20 protein-coding genes are annotated in these 20,062 nt (G+C 61.4%); 7 read left to right on the plus strand and 13 right to left on the minus strand.

Annotated elements, in window-relative coordinates:
- Positions 1 to 49 precede the first annotated feature (49 nt).
- Together FFI16_RS05935 and FFI16_RS05940 are read left to right on the plus strand one after the other, a co-directional pair.
- Positions 50 to 532 carry a chemotaxis protein CheW gene (locus FFI16_RS05935; protein WP_056861068.1) on the plus strand — a complete coding sequence of 161 codons (483 nt, stop codon included), beginning with the start codon at positions 50 to 52 and terminating at the stop codon, positions 530 to 532.
- On the plus strand, positions 533 to 925 hold the full coding sequence (locus FFI16_RS05940) for a DUF2802 domain-containing protein (RefSeq protein WP_138814502.1): 393 nt from the start codon (positions 533 to 535) through the stop codon (positions 923 to 925). It begins immediately after the preceding gene.
- Positions 926 to 1,234: 309 nt separating this feature from the next.
- Here the strand turns inward: FFI16_RS05940 and FFI16_RS05945 are convergent, their stop codons facing one another.
- Positions 1,235 to 1,819, minus strand: coding sequence for a c-type cytochrome (locus FFI16_RS05945; protein WP_138814503.1), 585 nt, complete (start codon positions 1,817 to 1,819; stop codon positions 1,235 to 1,237).
- On the minus strand, positions 1,806 to 3,098 hold the full coding sequence (soxC, locus tag FFI16_RS05950; RefSeq protein WP_138814504.1) for a sulfite dehydrogenase: 1,293 nt from the start codon (positions 3,096 to 3,098) through the stop codon (positions 1,806 to 1,808). The genes FFI16_RS05945 and soxC overlap by 14 nt, the downstream gene beginning before the upstream one ends.
- A 197-nt stretch (positions 3,099 to 3,295) precedes the next feature.
- Here soxC and yegS point away from each other — a divergent pair, with 197 nt between their 5' ends.
- The gene (gene yegS / locus FFI16_RS05955; protein ID WP_138814505.1) at positions 3,296 to 4,216 is read left to right on the plus strand and encodes a lipid kinase YegS; all 921 of its coding nucleotides are present in this window, start codon (positions 3,296 to 3,298) and stop codon (positions 4,214 to 4,216) included.
- Here the strand turns inward: yegS and FFI16_RS05960 are convergent.
- From FFI16_RS05960 to FFI16_RS05970, 3 genes are all read right to left on the minus strand, one after another.
- Positions 4,175 to 4,834, minus strand: coding sequence for a response regulator transcription factor (locus FFI16_RS05960; protein WP_138814506.1), 660 nt, complete (start codon positions 4,832 to 4,834; stop codon positions 4,175 to 4,177). The genes yegS and FFI16_RS05960 overlap by 42 nt on opposite strands.
- Positions 4,831 to 5,724 (minus strand): sensor histidine kinase, encoded by an 894-nt coding sequence (locus tag FFI16_RS05965; protein ID WP_138815372.1) that lies wholly within the window; start codon positions 5,722 to 5,724, stop codon positions 4,831 to 4,833. Before FFI16_RS05965 ends, FFI16_RS05960 begins: the two co-directional genes overlap by 4 nt.
- Before the next feature lie 380 nt (positions 5,725 to 6,104).
- On the minus strand, positions 6,105 to 6,554 hold the full coding sequence (locus FFI16_RS05970; RefSeq protein WP_178112637.1) for a hypothetical protein: 450 nt from the start codon (positions 6,552 to 6,554) through the stop codon (positions 6,105 to 6,107).
- 535 nt (positions 6,555 to 7,089) lie between these two features.
- On the opposite strand from FFI16_RS05970, the gene FFI16_RS05975 reads away from it, so the two are divergent.
- Both FFI16_RS05975 and FFI16_RS05980 read left to right on the plus strand, forming a co-directional pair.
- The gene (locus FFI16_RS05975; protein ID WP_138814508.1) at positions 7,090 to 8,025 is read left to right on the plus strand and encodes a chemotaxis protein CheV; all 936 of its coding nucleotides are present in this window, start codon (positions 7,090 to 7,092) and stop codon (positions 8,023 to 8,025) included.
- Positions 8,026 to 8,063: 38 nt separating this feature from the next.
- Complete coding sequence (locus FFI16_RS05980) at positions 8,064 to 8,870, plus strand: MOSC domain-containing protein (RefSeq protein WP_138814509.1); 807 nt, start codon at positions 8,064 to 8,066, stop codon at positions 8,868 to 8,870.
- Between the two features lie 49 nt (positions 8,871 to 8,919).
- On the opposite strand, the gene FFI16_RS05985 is transcribed toward FFI16_RS05980, so the two are convergent.
- The 8 genes from FFI16_RS05985 to FFI16_RS06020 all read right to left on the minus strand — a co-directional run bounded on the left by FFI16_RS05985 (position 8,920) and on the right by FFI16_RS06020 (position 18,183).
- Positions 8,920 to 9,204: a pyrimidine/purine nucleoside phosphorylase gene (locus tag FFI16_RS05985; protein ID WP_058420589.1), complete on the minus strand. Its 285-nt coding sequence runs from the start codon at positions 9,202 to 9,204 to the stop codon at positions 8,920 to 8,922.
- Between the two features lie 63 nt (positions 9,205 to 9,267).
- Positions 9,268 to 9,810 carry an exonuclease domain-containing protein gene (locus FFI16_RS05990; protein ID WP_017134973.1) on the minus strand — a complete coding sequence of 181 codons (543 nt, stop codon included), beginning with the start codon at positions 9,808 to 9,810 and terminating at the stop codon, positions 9,268 to 9,270.
- 74 nt (positions 9,811 to 9,884) lie between these two features.
- Positions 9,885 to 11,801, minus strand: a complete 1,917-nt coding sequence (locus tag FFI16_RS05995) for an acetyl/propionyl/methylcrotonyl-CoA carboxylase subunit alpha (RefSeq protein WP_138814510.1) — start codon at positions 11,799 to 11,801, stop codon at positions 9,885 to 9,887.
- A 116-nt stretch (positions 11,802 to 11,917) separates the two neighbouring features.
- The gene (locus FFI16_RS06000; protein ID WP_138814511.1) at positions 11,918 to 12,679 is read right to left on the minus strand and encodes an enoyl-CoA hydratase/isomerase family protein; all 762 of its coding nucleotides are present in this window, start codon (positions 12,677 to 12,679) and stop codon (positions 11,918 to 11,920) included.
- Positions 12,676 to 13,833 carry a citronellyl-CoA dehydrogenase gene (gene atuD, locus FFI16_RS06005; protein WP_138814512.1) on the minus strand — a complete coding sequence of 386 codons (1,158 nt, stop codon included), beginning with the start codon at positions 13,831 to 13,833 and terminating at the stop codon, positions 12,676 to 12,678. Before atuD ends, FFI16_RS06000 begins: the two co-directional genes overlap by 4 nt.
- Positions 13,834 to 13,901: 68 nt before the next feature.
- Positions 13,902 to 15,515, minus strand: a complete 1,614-nt coding sequence (gene atuC / locus FFI16_RS06010) for a geranyl-CoA carboxylase subunit beta (RefSeq protein ID WP_138814513.1) — start codon at positions 15,513 to 15,515, stop codon at positions 13,902 to 13,904.
- A gap of 4 nt (positions 15,516 to 15,519) precedes the next feature.
- A complete protein-coding gene (locus tag FFI16_RS06015; RefSeq protein ID WP_138814514.1) occupies positions 15,520 to 16,392 on the minus strand; it encodes an SDR family oxidoreductase in 873 nt (290 codons plus the stop codon).
- A gap of 12 nt (positions 16,393 to 16,404) precedes the next feature.
- Positions 16,405 to 18,183 (minus strand): acyclic terpene utilization AtuA family protein, encoded by a 1,779-nt coding sequence (locus FFI16_RS06020; protein WP_138814515.1) that lies wholly within the window; start codon positions 18,181 to 18,183, stop codon positions 16,405 to 16,407.
- A 153-nt stretch (positions 18,184 to 18,336) separates the two neighbouring features.
- Here FFI16_RS06020 and FFI16_RS06025 point away from each other — a divergent pair, with 153 nt between their 5' ends.
- Positions 18,337 to 18,960 carry a TetR/AcrR family transcriptional regulator gene (locus FFI16_RS06025; RefSeq protein WP_056861083.1) on the plus strand — a complete coding sequence of 208 codons (624 nt, stop codon included), beginning with the start codon at positions 18,337 to 18,339 and terminating at the stop codon, positions 18,958 to 18,960.
- A gap of 93 nt (positions 18,961 to 19,053) precedes the next feature.
- A complete protein-coding gene (locus FFI16_RS06030) occupies positions 19,054 to 19,842 on the plus strand; it encodes an ABC transporter substrate-binding protein (RefSeq protein ID WP_138814516.1) in 789 nt (262 codons plus the stop codon).
- Positions 19,843 to 20,062: the final 220 nt, after the last annotated feature.

The raw sequence follows: 20,062 nt of genomic DNA on the forward strand, positions 1-20,062 counted from the left end.
GCCGTGCGATTGCGCGGTCGAAGAAGCACACACTGAAGGGGTCAGGGGTATGAACAAGTCAGCGTCCGCACAAGGTTTGGATGATCCGATCCTGCAATGGGTTACCTTCAAACTGGACAATGAAACCTACGGCATTAACGTGATGCGCGTGCAGGAAGTGCTGCGCTACACCGAGATCGCTCCGGTGCCGGGTGCGCCGAGCTACGTGCTGGGCATTATCAACTTGCGCGGCAACGTGGTAACGGTGATCGACACCCGCCAGCGTTTTGGCCTGGTGCCGACCGAGGTCAACGACAACACGCGTATCGTGATCATCGAAGCCGACAAGCAAGTGGTCGGGATTATGGTCGACAGCGTGGCTGAAGTGGTTTACCTGCGTCAGTCGGAAGTGGAAACCGCGCCGAACGTGGGCAATGAAGAATCGGCCAAGTTTATCCAGGGCGTGTGCAACAAGAACGGCGAACTGCTGATTCTGGTTGAGCTGGACAAGATGATGAGCGAAGAAGAATGGTCGGATCTGGAGAACATCTGATTGTTTCTTGAAGCGGCGGTGATTGTCCTGGCCCTGTTGTGGGCCGGGACCTTGGCATTCCTGCTGCGCTATATGCGCCAGCAACGGGAGTTGGCCGTGCAACAGGCCGAGCGCGATGCGGTGCGTGACCGGCGGATTCTGGATTTGGTCAAGCGTGTGGATCACTTCCAGCAGAGTGCGGTGAAGGTTGGGGATGAGGTGCATGAACTGCGCGCGATTCTTGGGCCGTTGCCGGATAAGTTGGCGCAGATCGAGCAGCGTGATCCTTCGAGTCTGTCGTTTGCCCAGGCGGCTAAATTGGTCGGCATGGGCGCGACGGTGGATGAGCTGACGCAGTCGTGTGGGTTGACCCAGGCTGAGGCGCAGTTGATGAGCAAGTTGCACAAGAACTGATTAGCCCGATCCATTGAGACACCTCAGTCCGAATGTGGGAGCTGGCTTGCTCGCGAATGCGGTGTGTCAGTGACAGATGAATTGACTGACCCACCGCATTCGCGAGCAAGCCCGCTCCCACAGGTGACCGCATCCAACCTTGATGGTGAGGTTGGCTGTTGCTGTTGCTTCGGCCCTTACATCCTTTTCGCTGACGAAGACGGCGGTCTTTTGATCTGCGCTTTTGATCTTGATCTTGATCTGACATCGCCCCCCAAATAACGGATATAAACACGACTCAACCTGCAAAGTACCAAGCCCGAAAGCACATCAACGTGCTTTCGGGCTACCGAGACAATCCTTATAGCAAGGCTCCACACGCACATCCGGCCTGTCGTCGACGTAGAATCCATCGCGATTGGGCATCTTCAGGTGGGTGAGGGTGGCAGCATCCACCGTGGCGTTCGCTTCCACTATCTGGTTTTTGTTGAGGATATAACCCACCACGGCGTACACCTGATCATTGCTCAACGACTGTGGTTGCTGAAAGGGCATGGTGCGCCTTACATAGTCGAACAGGGTGGTTGCGTAGGGCCAATAACTGCCGACGGTTTTTATCGGTTTGGGCGTGGGCAGTGAGCCGGCACCGCCGACTAATGCCGGGCCTGTGCCGCCTTCGAGGTGAGCGCCGTGGCAGCCAAGGCAGGCGGTTTGATAGACCTTTTCGCCTTCCAGGACCGTGCCTTGCCCGGCCGGCAGGTTCTTGCCATCGGGAGCGACGTCGATGGTCCAGCGGGCGATGTAGTGCTCTGTCACCGGCTGCCCCAAGCTGGATTGCGCAGCCGTCGATGCGCACGAAACCACGCCCATGCTCAGTAGCCCCAATGCCAAGGCGGTAAGGTTATGCACGGCCATTGGTCACCTCCCCGTTGGCGTTGATGCGCCAGGGCTGGATTGCATTGTTGTGGTAGAACGAAAAGTCCCCGCGCACGGCTTTCAGTTGTTCCAGGCTGGGTTGCACGTAGCCGGTTTCGTCCATGGCGCGGCTCATGATGAGCATTTCTTTGCCCCGCCATTCGAAGGGCGCGCGAAACACCGTCAGGCATTTGTTCAGCACCGGCGCCTGAAGCGTGGCCGCATACCAGTTATTGCCGCCATCGACGGACACGTCCACGCGGGTGATTTTGCCGTTGCCGCTCCAGGCGATTCCGCGTAGTTCATGTTCGCCTTTGCGGGTGAGTGCCTGGCTGCCGGACGGGGCAGTGATGATTGACTTGCACTCCATCACGAAGGAGAACTTCCTGGCCCGCCCGTCCGGCATCAAGTCGGTGTATTTGGCCGTTTCTTCACGGCTGTAGGCCGGGGCATCGGTGACATGCAGGCGGCGTAGCCACTTGATGTGGGTATTGCCTTCGTAACCCGGCACGATAAGGCGCAGGGGGTAGCCTTGTTCGGGGCGCAGCCTTTCGCCGTTTTGGCTGTAGGCCACCAGCACGTCATCCAGGCATTTTTCGAGCGGCAGGCTGCGGTTCATGGCGGCGCCATCGGCACCCTCTGCCACAATCCATTTTGCCTCAGGCTTGAGGCCAGCCGCATGCAGCAGGGCTTTCAACGGCACACCGGTCCATTCGGCGCAGCTGACCAGGCCGGCGACTTCAGCGGCGGTTTTGCCCCACGGCGGCAAAAATGAAGGGTTGCCCGAGCATTCGATGAAGTGGATGCGCGAGACGGCAGGGAACTGGCGTAGCTCATCCAGGGTGAACAGCAGGGCGGTGTCAGTCAGCCCATGAATCACCAGGAAATGTTTTGCTGGGTCAATCGCTGGCACGCCGGCGTGATGGCGTTCAAAAAACAACCCGTTGGGCGTGATGATGCCGTCCAGTTCCTGCAAGGGCGAAGTGCTGTAGGCCGACATGCGTTCGGTAAGCCCAGGATAGAGAGTGCGCACCGCCTCTGTCTCAAAGCTGGACGGTTTACCGTAGGGGACACCGGTGGGGCCGCCCAAGGTTTTTGTCCAGGCCGGCACTTCGAGTTGTTCATCTGCTAGGGCAGTGGATTGTGCCGCGCGTGCCAGCGGGCCAAACGCCGCACCGATTGCCGCGCTGCCCACCAGCAGGCCGGTTTTGCCGAGGAAGTCGCGGCGGGCCAAGGGCATGGCGATTGCAGGTTTATCGTCTGTTGAGTCGTCCTTCATTCCGGCTCTCCTGAGCAAAAATTGTGGCGACTCACCAGCGGTTCACGCTGCACCATGGGTTTTAATGTAGTCGGGTTTTAATCACAGGCGTAGAAATTGACGTAACGGCGGTAAATTAATTTTCAAGCGAATGACTTTTTTCTCCTCCGCAAAGGTCCACATCCTTCAGGAACCCTTGAACCCAGGAGAATGCCCCCATGACCACCCCCAAAGCACTGTTGATTCTGCACGGCAAGCAAGCCCTCAATGAGGACGTGCGCGCTGCTGTGCAGGCACGGCGCAAGCAGGGTTGGGAGCTGGCGGTGCGGGTGACGTGGGAGGGCGGCGATGCCCAGCGCCTGGTCAATGAAGCCCTGGCCGACGGCTATACCCACTTGATCGCCGGTGGCGGCGACGGCACCTTGCGCGATGTGGCCGAGGCCATGGCCCTGGCCAAGACCGACGCCAGCCTGGTGCTGATGCCGCTGGGCACCGCCAATGACTTTGCCCGCGCCGCCGGTGTACCGCTGGAACCTGCAAGCGCACTGGCGCTGCTGGATGTGCCGCCCAGGGCCATCGACCTCGGCCAGGCCGGTGGGCAGATGTTCCTCAATATGGCCACCGGCGGCTTTGGCAGCCAGGTCACCGCCAATACCTCGGAAGACCTGAAAAAGGTGTTGGGCGGCGCCGCGTATCTGTTCACCGGGCTGTCGCGTTTCAGCGAGTTGAAGGCGGCGTATGGCGAGCTGGAAGGGCCGGGCTTTCACTGGAAGGGCGACTTGCTTGCGCTGGGCATCGGTAACGGCCGCCAGGCCGGTGGTGGGCATGTGCTGTGCCCCGGCGCGCTGGCCGATGATGGCTTGCTCGATATCAGTATTCTGCCGGCGCCCCAGGAAGTGGTGGGCACGCTGATGACCCTGATGAGTGACGGCTGGGGCCTGGACAATATGTTTGTCCGCGCGCGCCTGCCATGGGTCGAAATCAAAGTGGCCGAAGGGCTTTATATCAACCTTGATGGCGAGCCGTTGAAGGGCGATGACCTGCGTTTTTCCGCGTTGCCCAAGGCCCTGCGCGTGCACTTGCCGCTGGGCTCGCCGTTAGTCGTCCAGGCTGATGATTTGCTCGCGAACGGCGAATAACACCAGGCCCGCCACGTCGAAGATCTGCAGGCGCTTCATGATCTGCGAGCGATGCGCCTCTACCGTTTTGATACTCAAGCCCAGGCCCTGGGCGATTTCCCGGGTGGATTTGCCGCGCACGATCAGGCGCAGGATCTCCAACTGGCGCGCCGTGAGGTTGTGGCTGTCAGCGGCGGGGGAGATCGGCCCCTGGCTGCGGATCAGCGCCTGGTTGATCACCGTGTGGGCAATCGCCGGGCTCAGGTAGCGCTCGTTGTTACGCAAGGCCAGCAAGGCGTGTTCCAGCTCGTTGGCGGTGGTGTCTTTGAGCAGGTAGCCATGGGCGCCGCACTCCAGCGCGCGCATGATCAGCTCCGGGTCGGTGTGCATCGACAGGATCAGCACCTTGCTTTTGGGGTAGGCGGCCTTGAGTTGCTGCAGCGCGTCGAGGCCGCCGGTGTATTTCATCGACAGGTCGAGCAGTACGATATCCGGCTGCAGGGCGCTGAATGTCTCCAGCAATTGCGCGCCATCGCTGGCCTCGCCGATTACGCTGTAGCCTGGGATGTCCTGGATCAGCGCGCGTACGCCGGCCCGGATCAGTGCGTGGTCATCCACCAGGAGTAAGTTGCAAGTCACTCGAGAACCTTAGGGGAATTGGCCCGTTCGAGGGCGCGGGGCGCCCAGGGGAATAGCGCTTCGATGCGCGTGCCTTTGCCTGGCTGGCTGCTGACAGACAACGCACCACCCAGTTGGTCGATACGCTCGCTCATGCCGGCCATGCCCCGTTGGCCTTCCAGGCTGGGGTTGAGCGCCGGTGAAAAGCCCAGGCCGTCATCGCAGATCATCAGCGACAGGCCTTCGGGCAGGCGTTGCAGGCGTACCAGCAAATTCTGCGCCTGGGCGTGGCGCAGCATATTGGTCACCGCTTCCTGGGTGATGCGAAAGGCTGCCACGGCCATTTCTTCCGGGATGCCGGTCAGGCGCTGCTGGCATTCCAGGCTCCAGTGTACCGAGGTGTTTTCCAGGGTCTTGAGCAGGTGCGCGCGCAGGCTCGCTTCCAGGCCCAGGCTCGCCAATTGGCGCGGGTTGAGGATGGCGGACACGTCGCGCACTTTGGCCAGGGTTTCGTTCAAGGTATTGCATAACACCGTGCATTGGCTTTGCAGGTCGTCGGGCAGGCGGCGCTTGAGCCATTCGCTTTGCAGTTTGGCGGCGGTCAGCAGTTGGCCGATGTCGTCATGCAATTCGCGGCTTAAGCGGTGGCGCTCGTTTTCCTGGACCTGCAGCAGGCGGTCGGCCAGTTCCTGCGGCTGGAACTTGATCGATTTGCGCGAGCGCCACTGCTGCAGCCCCACCACCACCAGGGTGGCCAGGTTGAGCAGCAGTATCAGCAAGGGCAGCGGCGCGGCGCGGGTGTAGGCCCACAGGCTGACCAGCAGCGAGCAAAAGCACAGGGCGAGGACCAGGCGGCGGGCATTGCTGCGGGACACGGACCTTGCGATGAGTGACTTCAGGCTGGCGTACATAGCGGATGGAGCCAATCAAGGTTCGCTGCGGGAAGACCGGTCATGGCGGCTGACAGGGCTCTGTGTGGAATGCGGTGCCGGAACGTTTTTTTATACATGATGAAGTTGAGTCACTTCGAGCGGGGCATAGTACCACCACTATTACCGTTGGTCGCCTGGCGCCTTAGCCTGTCCGGTTTAATCTGGGCAAAACGCCGAGGAACCTGACTCTGTAGTTCAAAGAGTCAGCCGTTTACTCGAGGTAGTTATATTAATTGGATGTGTTTGTATCGATATTGCGTTGATGGCTAATTGATATATATCGCCCGCGCATCATTATCGACCGTTTAATGCACGGTCGTTTTTAGATAACTCGACGATCAAATACGACCTGCCAGCACTCAGGACGCGTGATGTACGCGCTGTTGTGGTTTATGCGTGAAGTCTTTCTGCGGGATCTGCAAGGTGACGGTCGCGATCAGTGTGGTTTGTTCGCTGTCGTCCAGCGTCAGTTCGCCGGTGCGGATGTCGATCAGCTCCAATTGCCAGGCCAGCAGCGTCAGGCAGTCATGCAGGGCATTCAGTGCCTGGTCGTGCAGCTCCATGGGGCTGGCGGCGTTGGCGATCAGGTATTGGATATGCCGGGAAAACTCGCTGATCGCCTGCAGGGCCAGGCTTTCGGCTTTTTCCGCCAGCTTGGCCAGGCTGGTTTTCATGCAGTCGATGGCATCGCTGTCGTTGCGAATCAGATGTAAGTGGTGCAAGCACTCTTCTGATTTGGCCAAGAGCTTTTCGGCTTCCAGCAGAAACTCCGGAAGTGCAGTTTGCCATTCGTTTGCGCTATTCATCATACAAGTCTCCGCAACATAAGGTCGGGTGATGAGATGCCGCACCGGGTGAATGGCGTAAAACTACCGCTGAAATATGACTGAGATCTGTAGCCTGCTTCTGAAATTCTAGTAGGACCGTTACTTGAATGATCAGAGAAGCCGTGGAAGACCCTGGTCATTCGGGTCATTTGCACAACTTTGGTTGCCGCCACGTATAAGTCTGAAAGACCCGTGGGCCGAGGGCTTGGGATGGCAAACAAAAGCCTGACTCCATTCATGCAATGAGAATGGCGTCACATTAATGGCTATTAGATATCGCGAATATCAGGTCGGGCCTGATTGTGCATAGGGGAATCCCTTACGCAGCGGAACCCTGCGTCGATTTGAGTGTCGCGCAAGGTCGCTGTACTGCCGCTTGGAGGGCGGGTTGCAGTAAACCATGATGTCAGTGTGACATCAATGGATTTACATGGCATTTTACCGGGGTCAAGGTCTGGCGCTTGCCGCCGATAACCAGCCTTAAGTGAGCTGCACAATCCCACATCAGGAGCTTTTAATGGCCGGCATTCTCGACACGGTAGATCAACGCACGCAACTGGTGGGTGAGAATCGCCTGGAGATCCTCATGTTTCGCCTGGCCGGGCGGCAACTGTTTGCGATCAACGTGTTCAAGGTTCAGGAGGTCCTGCAACTGCCCAAGTTGACCCTGATGCCCCAGCGTCACCCGTTTGTGTGCGGCGTGGTCAACCTGCGCGGCCAGACCCTGCCGGTGATCGACCTGTCCCAGGCCATCGGCATGCGCCCGCTGGTGCCGGGGCCGAACAGCACGATTATCGTCACCGAGTACAACCGTTCGGTGCAGGCCTTTCTGGTGGGCGGTGTGGACCGCATCGTCAACATGAACTGGGAAGCCATCCTGCCGCCACCGGCCAGCGCCGGGCGCCAGCATTACCTCACGGCCATCAGCAAGGTCGATGACCAGTTGGTGGAAATCATCGATGTGGAAAAAGTCCTAGCCGAAATCGTGCCGTACAACGCCAAAGTCTCGCGTGAAAAACTCGAAGACCCGGTGCTGGAACGTGCCCGTGGCCGCGAAGTGTTGCTGGTGGACGACTCCAACGTGGCCCTCTCGCAACTGCGCGACACCCTGGGGCAACTCGGCGTGAAGATGCACATTGCCAGTGACGGCCTCAAGGCGCTGAACATGCTCAAGGCCTGGGCCGACAGCGGCCAGGTCATGACCGACAAGTTGCTGATGATCTTCACCGACGCCGAAATGCCCGAGATGGACGGCTACCGCCTGACCACCGAAATCCGCAGCGACCCGCGCCTGCGTGGCCTTTACGTGGTGCTGCACACCTCGCTGTCGGGCAGCTTCAACGACTCGATGGTCAAGAAGGTCGGCTGCGACAACTTCCTGTCCAAATTCCAGCCCGACAAGCTGGTGGATGTGGTGCGCCAGCGCTTGATGTTGGACGAAGTGCCCGCCTGACTTTAGGATGACACTTTGTTTCCCAGGAAGGCAGGCCCATGCTTCGTCTCAGCGCGTTGTACCGTTACCCCTTGAAGTCCGGCAAGGCCGAAGCCTTGCAGCACATTGGCCTGGATAAACTCGGGCTGGACGGGGATCGACGCTGGATGCTGGTGGACGAAGCCAGTGGCCGATTCCTGACCCAGCGGGCGGTGGCGAAGATGAGCCAACTCTCGGCGTTGTGGAACAGCGCCGGTGGCCTGACCCTGAACTCACCCGGCTTTGCCACCCTTGATGTGGCGCTGCCGGGCAGCGATGCCGAGTTGCGCGGCGTGACAATATGGCGCGACACCCTGCGCGTGCCGGATGCCGGCGATGCCGCGGCGGCCTGGGTCAGTGACTTTATCGGCAAGCCCACACGGCTGGTGCAGGTGCCACTGACCCGTGCACGTACCACTGAAGCCGGTTATGGCAAGGACGACGACCAGGTCGGTTTTGCCGATGGTTTCCCCTTGCTGCTGATCGGCCAGGCTTCCCTGGATGATTTATCCCAGCGCATCGGCCGCCCCATGGAAATGCTGCGTTTCCGTCCCAATCTGGTGATTGAAGGCAGCGAGGCCTTCGCCGAAGATGGCTGGAAACGCCTGCGGATCGGCGCTGTGGAGTTTCGCGTGGTCAAGTCCTGCTCGCGCTGCATCCTCACCACCATCGACCCGGCCAGCGGCGAGCGCAGCGCCGACCGTGAACCGCTGGCAACGCTCAAGACCTATCGTGAGCGGGACGGTGATGTGATGTTTGGCCAGAACCTGGTCAATGACGGCATCGGCGAATTAGCCGTCGGCATGCCCGTGACGATCCTGGAATAAAAAAATGCCCGTCTCCTGCGAGACGGGCATTTTTTTTGCGCTGTAACCCTTAGCCGCGGTATTCGCACAGGTAAGCGGTGTCTACGGCGACCTTCAGCTGGAACTTGCTGTTGGCCGGCACGTTGAACTGGCTGCCGGCGGCGAAGGTTTCCCAGGTGTTGGCGTCTGGCAGCTTGACGGAGAGGGCGCCGGACACCACGTGCATGATTTCACGCTGGGCGGTGCCGAATTCGTATTCACCCGGGGCCATCACGCCGATGGTCGCAGGGCCCTCTGCGGTGCCGAAAGCGATCGACTTGACGGTGCCGTCGAAGTACTCGTTGACTTTGAACATGGGTGAATCCTCGGAAAAGGGTCTGTAAAGGTCGGCCAGTATGCCCAAGGCCAGGGGAGCTGCCTAGACCGGCAAAATCAACGGTAGCAGGCGTGCGGTGTTGCGCGCGTCTTCCAGTGCCCGATGTTGCTGGCCATGGAACTGCATCCCCGCCAATTGCAGCGCGCCGTTGAGCCCCAACGGTTTGTCCAGGCGCCGGGCCTTGGCGAAACGCTGCTTGAGGTTCACATGCGCGGTCTGGGCGAGCGCGCTGGTCAGGCCATGGCGTTGCCACTCAAGTTCAAGCTGCGCGCGGTCGTAGTCGCCCCAGCTGGCCCAGCCTTCCAGGCGCGCTTGATGCTGGCCCAGCCAACGCTCGAACAACGGCCACACCTCGGTGATCGGCGCCGCTGCGTCGATATTGGCCTGGGTGATATGCGTGAGTTGGCGACAGAACGGTGTCAGCAAGGGGCGGCGCAGCGGCCGCACGAAGCGCTGGAAGTGATCCAGCTCGCGGCCCTGGCGGTTCACCAGGCTGGCGCCGATCTCGATGACTTCCATCTCCGTCACGGGCCAGCCGCCTTCATCCGTTGTGGCTTCAAGGTCAATAATCAGCCAATGGGGCATCGTGCAGGTTCCCGTACTCGTCCTTTCCTGATGGGGATAGAGCGTAGCCGGGCCGTGTAGTTCCGCCTAGGGGGTTATTCGATCTCCAGCAAAACCTGGCGATTGCGCACTTGATCACCTGCGACGACCTGCACACCCTTGATCACACCGTCGATGCCGGCCGTCAGCGGATGCTCCATTTTCATGGCTTCGAGCACCAGCAGCAGTTGGCCCTTGCTGACGCGCTCACCGGCGCTCACGCGGATATCGACAATCGCGCCATCCATCGGCGCCTTGACGATGCCGGTGCTGGCGTCGGCCTGGCGGCTGGCGACCTGTTGGGTGCGGTTGACGATCTTCACGCCCGGCAGCCAGAGTTGAGTGTCGTCCAGATGGTAGGGCAGGCGCCGGCGAACGCCGTTGATCACCAGCGTGGCCCAGCGGCCATCGGTGCTCAGGTCGCGGATTTCGATGCCGTTGGCGTGCAGGTGGTTGCCGTCCGGTACGCTGACGTCGAGGTCCCGTACCTCGTCGTTCACCGCCAGGCGATAGCGCCAAGGCGCATTGTTGCGCCACCCCGACAAACCTTGGCGGTGGGCGCTGGCGCTGTGTTGGTAAAACAGCGCGGCGGCCAGGGCAAGCTGCTCATCGGTCGCGGTTTGGCGCGGGATGTCATGGAAATGCTCGGCGATAAACCCGGTGCTGAACTCACCCGCGATAAAGTCCGCGTGCCTGAGCAGGTCGACCAGCAAGCCCTGGTTGGTGGTGACGCCCAGTAACACCGTGTCTTGCACTGCGCGCAGCAGTTTGCGCCGGGCCTCTTCGCGGGTGGCGCCGTGGGCGATGATTTTGCCGAGCATGGCGTCATAGAACGGGCTGATGCGTTGGCCTTCCAGCACGCCATGGTCGATGCGTACACCGCCAGCCGGTTCCCAGCGCAGCACGTCGCCGGTTTGCGGTAAAAAGCCGTGGGCCGGGTCTTCGGCGTACAGGCGCACTTCCATGGCGTGGCCGGTCAGGGTCACGTCGGCCTGTTGCAAGGGCAGCGGTTCGCCAGCGGCGATGTTCAGTTGCAACTCAACCAGGTCCAACCCCGTGACCAGTTCGGTGACCGGGTGCTCCACTTGCAGGCGGGTGTTCATTTCCAGGAAGTAGAAGGGGCCGTTGCGGTCGAGCAGGAACTCCACCGTGCCGGCGCCGACGTAATTGACCGCACGCCCGGCCTTGAGCGCCGCTTCGCCCATGGCTTGGCGCAGCGCGGGTGTCATCACCGGGCAGGGCGCTTCTTCGATGACTTTTTGATGGCGGCGCTGGATCGAGCAGTCGCGCTCACCCAGGTAGATAAGTTGGCCGTGGCTGTCGCCGAACAGTTGGATTTCAACGTGGCGCGGGTTCATCAGGGCTTGCTCGAGAATCAGTTCGTCACTGCCAAACGCGTTGAGGGCTTCGGAGCGTGCGGTGCGCAGCTGGTCGAGCAGCTGGCTGCTGTCGTGGACCAGGCGCATGCCACGCCCGCCACCGCCGGCACTGGCTTTGATCATCAGTGGGTAGCCGATGCGCTCAGCCTCTTGCTGCAAGGTCGTGTCATCCTGGGCATTGCCTTGGTAACCGGCGATGCACGGCACACCCGCGTCGAGCATGGCGAGTTTGGACTGGCGTTTGCTGCCCATCAGCTCAATGGCGGCAACGCTGGGGCCGATAAACGTGAGGCCGGCGTCCAGGCAGGCTTGGGCGAAGGCGGCGTTTTCGGAGAGAAAACCGTAGCCGGGATGGATGGCGTCGGCGCCTGTGCGTCTGGCGGCGTCGAGGATGGCCGTGATGTCGAGGTAAGACTGCTGCACTGGCGCTGGACCGATGTGCACGGCTTCGTCGGCCATGTGCACGTGCAGGGCCTGGGCGTCGGCGTCGCTGTAGACGGTGACGGTGCGGTAGCCCAGGGCCTGGGCGGTGCGCTGTATGCGACAGGCGATTTCGCCGCGGTTGGCGATCAGGATTTTGGTGAATGCAGGCATGGGTTTATCCCTTGGGTGATGGGGTGTTTGTGCTGGCCTCTTCGGGAGCAAGCCCCCTTCCACATTTGAAGGGGTTCACACATCAAAATGTGGGAGCTGGCTTGCCTGCGATAGCGTCATTTGCACCACCCAGGCTTACGCTTCTGCACAAAAGCCTGCGTCCCCTCAATCCCTTCCTCACTGCTCACCGCCTCAGCAAACCACTGCGCGGCCTGATCCAACAGCGGGCCGATCGGCTGTTCCACACTGGCGAGCAATAGCGCTTTAGTCCGCGCATTCGCCCCCGGCGCACAGCGCAACACTTGCCCCAGCACCTCATCCAGGCGCTCTGCCAGCGCCTGCGCATCGTGCTCGACGTAATGCACCACGCCCAATCGCTGCGCCTCAACCCCATCAAACCGCGCCGCCGTCAGCGCCAGTCGCCGCGCCTGAGTCAACCCAATACGCTTGACCACAAACGGCGCAATCTGCGCCGGCAACAAGCCCAGGCTGGTCTCCGGCAGGCCGAACTGCGCCTGGTGGTCGGCAATCGCGATATCACTCACGCACGCCAGCCCAAAGCCACCGCCCAGCACGGCGCCTTGCAGCACCACGATCACCACTTGCGGCACGGCTTCAACGGCTTGCAGCAAGGTGCCGAAGGCGCGGTTCAGCGCCTGCAACTGCCCGCCCGCCATGACCATGTCTTTCACATCCGCGCCGGCACAAAAGTGCCCACCGGCGCCGCTGATCACCACGGCACGCACCTGGCTGTCCAGTTGTGCCAATACCGCCTGCAGTTCGTTGACCATCTCCAGGCTCATCGCATTGCGGCTGGCCGGGCGGTTAAGGGTGATGTGCAGCACGCCGTTATGCGGTTCGAGCAGCAGGGTGTTCATGATTTTTTCCCGGGCAGCGTGCCCATCAATTTGCAGATGATGCCCAGCATGATTTCGTCGGCGCCACCGCCGATCGACACCAGCCGCACATCACGGTAGGCGCGGGCCACCGGGTTGTCCCACATAAAGCCCATGCCGCCCCAGTATTGCAGGCAGCTGTCGCTGACCTCACGGCCCAGGCGCCCGGCCTTGAGTTTGGCCATGGAGGCCAGCCGGGTCACATCCTGGCCTTTGATGTATTGCTCGGTGGCCTGGTAGACCAGCGCGCGCAGGCATTCGATTTCGGTGGCCAGTTCGGCCAGGCGAAAGTGGATGACCTGGTTGTCGATCAGCGCCTTGCCGAAGGTCTGGCGCTCTTTGCAGTAATCGATGGTGCTGTCGATGCAGTACTCCAGCCCCTTGATCATATTGGCCGCGCCGAACAGGCGTTCTTCCTGGAACTGCAGCATTTGCATCATGAACCCCGCGCCTTCGTGGCCGATGCGGTTGCGTTGCGGCACGCGCACAGCGTCGAAAAACACTTGGGCGGTCTCGGAACTGTGCATGCCGAGCTTTTCCAGGGGCGGGCTGACGCTGATGCCTGGGGTGTTCATCGGCACCATGATCAGCGATTTGTTGATATGCGGCTTGTCGTCGGAGGTGTTGGCCAGCAGGCAGATAAAGTCGGCGCTGGGCGAGTTGGTGATCCACATTTTGCTGCCGTTGATCACGTAGTCGTCGCCGTCCTTGCGCGCGTGGGTTTTAAGCCCGGCCACGTCGGAACCGGCGCCGGTTTCCGAGACGCCGATGCAACCGACTTGCTCGCCGCTGATGGCCGGGCGCAGGAATTCGTCGCGCAGCTCGTCGGAGCCGAAACGGGCGAGGGCGGGCGTACACATGTCGGTTTGCACGCCGATGGACATGGGGATGCCGCCGCAACGGATGGTGCCGAATTCTTCGGCGGCGACAATCGAGTAGCTGTAGTCCAGGCCCATGCCGCCGAATTGTTCCGGCTTGGAAATGCCCAGCAGGCCGAGGTCGCCGGCTTTGCGGAAGATCTCGTGAATGGGGAAGCGCCCGGCTTTTTCCCATTCGTCCACGTGCGGGTTGATCTCGCGGTCGACGAAGGCACGCACGGTGCGGCGCAGTTCCTGGTGTTCCTGGGTGAAGATCATTGTTGTTGTTCTCCTTGTTGGGACGCGGAGCGTCCTTGGCTGCGTTACCACGCGGAGCGTGGGAACGATCAGCGCGCTACACCAAAGCTGTTCGTCTGCAACTGCCGTACCTCGGCCTCGTGGCAGATATCCAGCAAGAACCCCAATAGCGTGCGGGTATCACGTGGATCAATCAGCCCGTCGTCCCATAGATTGGCGCTGCCATACAGCGCGGTGGACTGGCTGTCGAGTTTCTGCGCGGTGACCTGTTCGAGCATGTCGAGCATCTTGGGGTCGGGCACCAAGCCGTCTTTCAACTGCTTGGCCTCAGTCACGATGCGCAGCACCTTGCCCGCCTGCGCGCCGCCCATCACCGCCGTGCGGCTGTTGGGCCAGGCGAAGATAAAACGCGGGTCCAGGCCACGGCCGCACATCGCGTAATTACCCGCGCCATACGAGCCGCCGACCACTACCGTGAGTTTAGGCACCCGCGCGTTGGCCACCGCCTGGATCATCTTCGCGCCGTGCTTGATCACGCCTTGCTGCTCCGACTCGGTGCCGACCATAAAGCCGGTGGTGTTGTGCAGGAACAGCAGCGGCGTGCGGCTCTGGTCGCACAGTTGGATAAATTGCGCCGCCTTGCTCGCGCCCTTGGGGGTGATGGGGCCGTTGTTGCCGATCACCCCGACGGCGCGGCCCTGGATGTGCAAGTGGCCGCAGACGGTGTGGGGCTCGAACTCACCTTTGAATTCGAGGAAATGCGAGCCGTCGGCCAGGCGTGCGAGGATTTCACGCACGTCGTAGGGTTTTTTCGGGTCATCGGGGATCAGTCCCAGCAGCTCTTCGATGGGATACAGCGGCTCCTTGTAAGCCCGTTGTGGAGTGGGTGGCAGGCGATCATCCCAAGGCAGCAGGCTGACGATTTCGCGCACGATGCGCACGCCGTCGGCATCGTTTTCCGCCAGGTATTCGGCGGTGCCGGCGGTTTGCGCGTGCATCTCGGCGCCGCCCAATTCTTCGTCGGTAGCCACTTCGCCGGTGGCGGCCTTGAGCAGCGGCGGCCCGGCCAAAAACAGCTTGGCCTTGCCGCGCACCACCACCACGTAATCCGACAGCCCCGGTTGATACGCGCCGCCAGCGGTGGCCGAGCCGTGTACCACGGTGATCTGCGGCAAGCCCATGGCCGACATGCGCGCCTGGTTGGCGAAGCTGCGCGCACCTTCGACGAAAATCTCCGCTGCGTAATTGAGGTTGGCACCGCCGCTTTCGGCCAGGGTCACCACCGGCAGTTTGTTTTCCATGGCGATCTGTTGCAGGCGCAGGGATTTTTTCAGGCCGGACGGCGAAATGGTGCCGCCCTTGATCGCGCTGTTGTTGGCCACCACCAGCATGCGCACGCCGCTGACGTAGCCGATACCGGCGATCAAGCCGCCACCGGCCGCGCTGCCGTCTTTGTCATCGTGGAGTTTGTAGCCGGCCAGGCTGGCCAATTCCAGAAACGGCGCGCCGGGGTCCAGCAGCAGGTTGAGGCGCTCGCGGGGCAACAGTTGGCCGCGTTTGTCGAACTTGGGTTTGGCTTGCTGCGCCTTGTTCAGCAGGGCCTGCTCCAACTGCTGCAATTGCTCGATGGCCGCCAGCATCGCCGCGCGGTTCTGCGCGAACTGTGGGCTGTGGGCGTCGATCAGGCTTTCAATCACCGGCATGGTTTTATTGCTCCGTCTTCAGTACATCGGGCAAATACGCGCGGTGGAAACCATTGAATGGCTCGCTCGGCGGCTGCGCCTTGGGCAACGGCCAGGCGCGGCTGCCCAGGCTGGCGGCGCCGTCGATGCGCAAGGTGCTGCCACTGATAAACGCGGCGGCGGGGCTGAGCAAAAACACGATGGCCGCGCTGACTTCCGATTCGGTGCCGATACGTTTGAGCGGTACGTGTTCACGCAATGTGGGGATTACCGCCTTGAACGCGCCTTCGTAGGTGTCCATGCCGCTGGAGGCGATCCAGCCCGGCGCAACGGCGTTGACGCGTACACCGGCGTAACCCCATTCGAAGGCGGCGGTCTTGGTGAAGTTGTCCATCCCTGAGCGTGCAGCGCCCGAGTGGCCCATGCCGGGCATGCCGCCCCACATGTCGGCGAGCATATTGACGATGGCGCCGCCGTGTTTGCTCATCGACTGGTTGAACACTTCACGAGCCATCAGGAAACCGCCCACCAGGTTGGTACGCAGTACGGTTTCAAAGCCTTTTTGATTGATCGACGCCAGTGGCGACGGGTATTGGCCGCCGGCGTTGTTGACCAACCCATGGATCGGCCCGTGCTCGCGGATGATCTGCGTGACCAGCGCCTTCACCGCTTCTTCATCGCGAATATCACAGGCCAGCCAGTGCGCGGTGCCTCCGTCTTCGGCGATTTCGGCCGCCACATTTTGCAGCTTTTGCGGCTTGCGCCCCACCAGTATCACGTTGGCGCCAAGGGCCGCCAGTTCGTGGGCGGTGCAGCGGCCAATGCCACTGCCGCCGCCGGTGACTATCACGGTTTGCCCCTGGAACAGGTCGGCTTTGAAAATCGAGTCGAAGGCCATGGCGACGGTCCTTTAGGCAAGTTGATCGGCTAGGTGTTGCGGCACGGCGATAGGGATTTCCAGCAACTGCTGGGCGAAAGCCTTGCCTTGGGGGTCGATGCGCAGGCTGGCGATGCCGCCGCCGCCCAATGCGTTTTCCAGCAGGAAATTCAAGCTGTGGCTGCCGGGCAAGTACCAGCGCTCGACACGGCCGTGAAGTGGGTCGAGCACATGGCTCATCCAGTCGACGATCACCTCCGGCGTGAGTGCTTCGGCGATCCATGGCAGGTACTCGGGCCGGCGGGCAATCACGCCGATATTGCTGTGGTTGCCCTTGTCGCCAGAGCGCGCCACGGCCAGTTTCACCAGGGGCACACTGGCGTCGGCACGGCCTTCGGGTTTGGGTGGATCAATCGGCGCGGCGGGTGTGCGCATCGCGGCTGATGATGGCAACGCAACAGCGTGACGCGCGCCTTGGAAGTCGACCAGCGGTGTACAGGATGATTTGTTGATCAGGAATGAAAACAGCCGGATCAGCGGGTACACCGTCGGTCGCCCGCCGACAATGCCGGTCAAGCCAGGTGCCATGCCGGTCGCCGCCTGGGCGATCTCGCGGGCGAACAGCACCAAGGCCTGTTTGCTCGGGTGGCGTACCGCCAACTTCACCACCACCTCGCGGCAATCCTGGCGCTGGGCGTGGGCGCCGTAGGTGGCTTCGCTGCCGAGCAGTTCGACATTGACCTCGGTGTAAGGCGCCCAACCGCGCTGGCTGAACAACTCCGAGGTCTTGTTGATAATCGCCTGGCTGACTCGCCCGGCCTTGGCCACCGCGTCGATACCGGCGATCAGGCAACTGGCGGTGCAGCGGAAACCGTCGGGGTAAGTGGCGCTGACCTTGTACTGGTCAGTAGGCGGCAGACCCTTGGCGCCGTGCAGGCGCACGCAGTTCGGGCCTTGCTGCTGCAGTTTGACCTGGCTGAAATCGCAGATCACATCGGGCAGTAAATACGCGCGCGGGTCGCCGATTTCATACAGCAACTGTTCTGCCACGCTGAGTTCGCTGATCAGCCCGCCCGTGCCGGCGACTTTATTCACGCTGAATTGGCCGTCGGCGCTGACCTCGACGATGGGAAAGCCGATGTGCTCGTAGTCCGGCACATCGCGCCAATCGGTGAAGTTACCGCCGCTGCACTGCGCGCCGCATTCGATGATATGCCCGGCGAGCGCGGCTTGAGCGAGGCGGTCGTAGTCCTGCCACGACCAGTTGAATTCATGCACCAAGGCGGCGCTGACCACGGCGCTGTCGACCACGCGTCCGGTAATCACAATATCGGCGCCCAGCGCCAGTGCCTGGGCAATGCCGGGGGCGCCGAAGTAGGCGTTGGCCGAGACGCACACCGGCGGCAGGGGCGCGCCGTTGAACATATCGGTAATGTTGTGCAGTTGCTTGAGTTGAGGTTGCAGGTCATCGCCCAGCAGCACGGCGATTTTCAGCGGCACATTGGCCTTTTCGCAGGCCGCTTGCAGGGCGGCGGCGCAGGCGTGGGGGTGGATGCCGCCGGCGTTGCTGATCACGCGGATGCCCTGGCGCTGGATATCGCCCAGCAACGGCGTGAGCACCTCGACAAAATCCGTGGCGTAACCGGCCTGGGGATCTTTCATCCGCGCACCCGCAAGAATCGACATCGTGACTTCCGCCAAGTAGTCGAACACCAGGTAATCCAGAGCACCGCCGTGCACCAGTTGGGCGGCAGCCGTGCAGGTGTCGCCCCAGAAGGCGCTGGCGCAGCCGATACGAACCGTCTTGCTCATGAGAAATCCTTCCTCGAATGGCTGGCGCCGAGACTACCAAGCAAGCGCTTGGTTTGTAAACTGCTGACACAAGTTTTGCCCAAGCGCTTGCTTGGCTGGCGGCCACGGCCTAAATTGCCGCCCAAGACGTCAGTACAGATGAAGGAGAGCAGCATGGATGAGCACAAAGCCCTGCGGGTGATGCGCACCATGGTCGACGGCGGCCAGTTGACCGACCCCGACAGTGCCCGTGGCAAGTTGCTGCAAACCGCGGCTCACCTGTTTCGCAACAAGGGTTTCGAGCGCACCACCGTGCGTGACCTGGCCAGTGCCGTGGGCATTCAGTCCGGCAGTATCTTTCATCACTTCAAGAGCAAGGACGAGATCCTGCGAGCCGTGATGGAGGAAACCATCCACTACAACACCGCGATGATGCGCGCTTCACTTGAAGAGGCCAGCAACGTGCGCGAACGCGTGCTGGCGCTGATCCGCTGCGAGTTGCAGTCGATCATGGGGGGCAGCGGCGAGGCCATGGCGGTGCTGGTTTACGAATGGCGTTCACTGTCGGCCGAGGGCCAGGCCCAGGTGCTGGCGCTGCGCGATGTGTATGAGGACATCTGGCTGCAGGTGTTGGGCGAGGCCAAGGCGGCGGGTTACATCCGGGGTGATGTGTTTATCACCCGGCGCTTCCTGACCGGCGCTTTGTCCTGGACCACCACCTGGTTTCGCGCCGAAGGCAGCCTGACACTCGAGCAGCTCGCCGAAGAAGCGCTGCTGATGGTGCTTAAAGCCGATTGAGGCGCAAGCTATTAATTTGCCGATGGAAAGTTGTCTCACCTGACAAAAACGCCTAGCTTATTGCCATCAGAGTGTTAAACGGTGTGTGCCTCAATGTTTTCGCCATGGCGGCTGGCTGCAGGACTGACTATATGGGCACTGGGCACCGCGTGGTGGCTGCCGGCGTCGGCCGCGCAATTGGTCAGGATCGGCGCCGCGCACTTCCCGCCCTACACCGTTCGCCCAGAGCAGGGCGCCGACACCGGTTTGCTGCCGCAACTGGTGGAAGCCCTGAATGCTTCACAAGGCGACTACGTGTTTGTGCTGGTGCCTACCTCGATTCCGCGGCGTTTTCGCGATTTTGAGCAAGGCCGCGTCGACATGGCGATCTTCGAAAACCCCGACTGGGGTTGGCAGAATATTCCCCACACCAGTGTCGACATGGGCCTGGAAGATGCAGAAATATTCGTCGCCCAGCGTAAGCCCGGCCGTGACCAAAGCTATTTCACCGACCTCGCCGGTAAGCGCCTGGCGGTGTTCAGCGGTTATCACTACGCCTTTGCCGGCTTCAACCCCGACCCCAAGAACATGGCCGAACACTTCAACGCCACGTTGACCTATTCCCATGACAGCAACCTGCTGATGGTGGCGCGCGGGCGTGCCGATATTGCGCTGGTCACGCGTTCGTTCCTGAGCGATTTCATGGTGCGTAATGCGGACATGGCCGGGCAATTCCTGGTCTCGGAGCGGATTGACCAGGTGTATCACCACTATGCGCTGGTGCGGCCCAAAGCGCCGATCACAGGGCCTGCGTTCGCTGAGCTGCTCAAACACCTGCGTGACAGCGGGGAGATGTTGAAGATCTTCGAGCCGTATCGCATAGATGTGATGCCGGTGCCCTAGCGTCCTGCACAGATCCAAATGTGGGCGCTGGCTTGCCTGCGGTAGCGGTTTGTCAGTGTGCATATCCGTTGCTGCGGTAACGGCTGCTTAGGGTTCCGCCCTGACGGCGGGTCACTTTTTGAAGGACCAAAAAGGTAACCAAAAAGTCCTCGCCCCACCACTCGGCACCTCGCTATGGCTCGGTGTGCCCTCACTCCGGCTTGAATCCGTGGGCCGCCGC

This window comes from Pseudomonas sp. KBS0710, assembly GCF_005938045.2.
Classification (GTDB): domain Bacteria; phylum Pseudomonadota; class Gammaproteobacteria; order Pseudomonadales; family Pseudomonadaceae; genus Aquipseudomonas.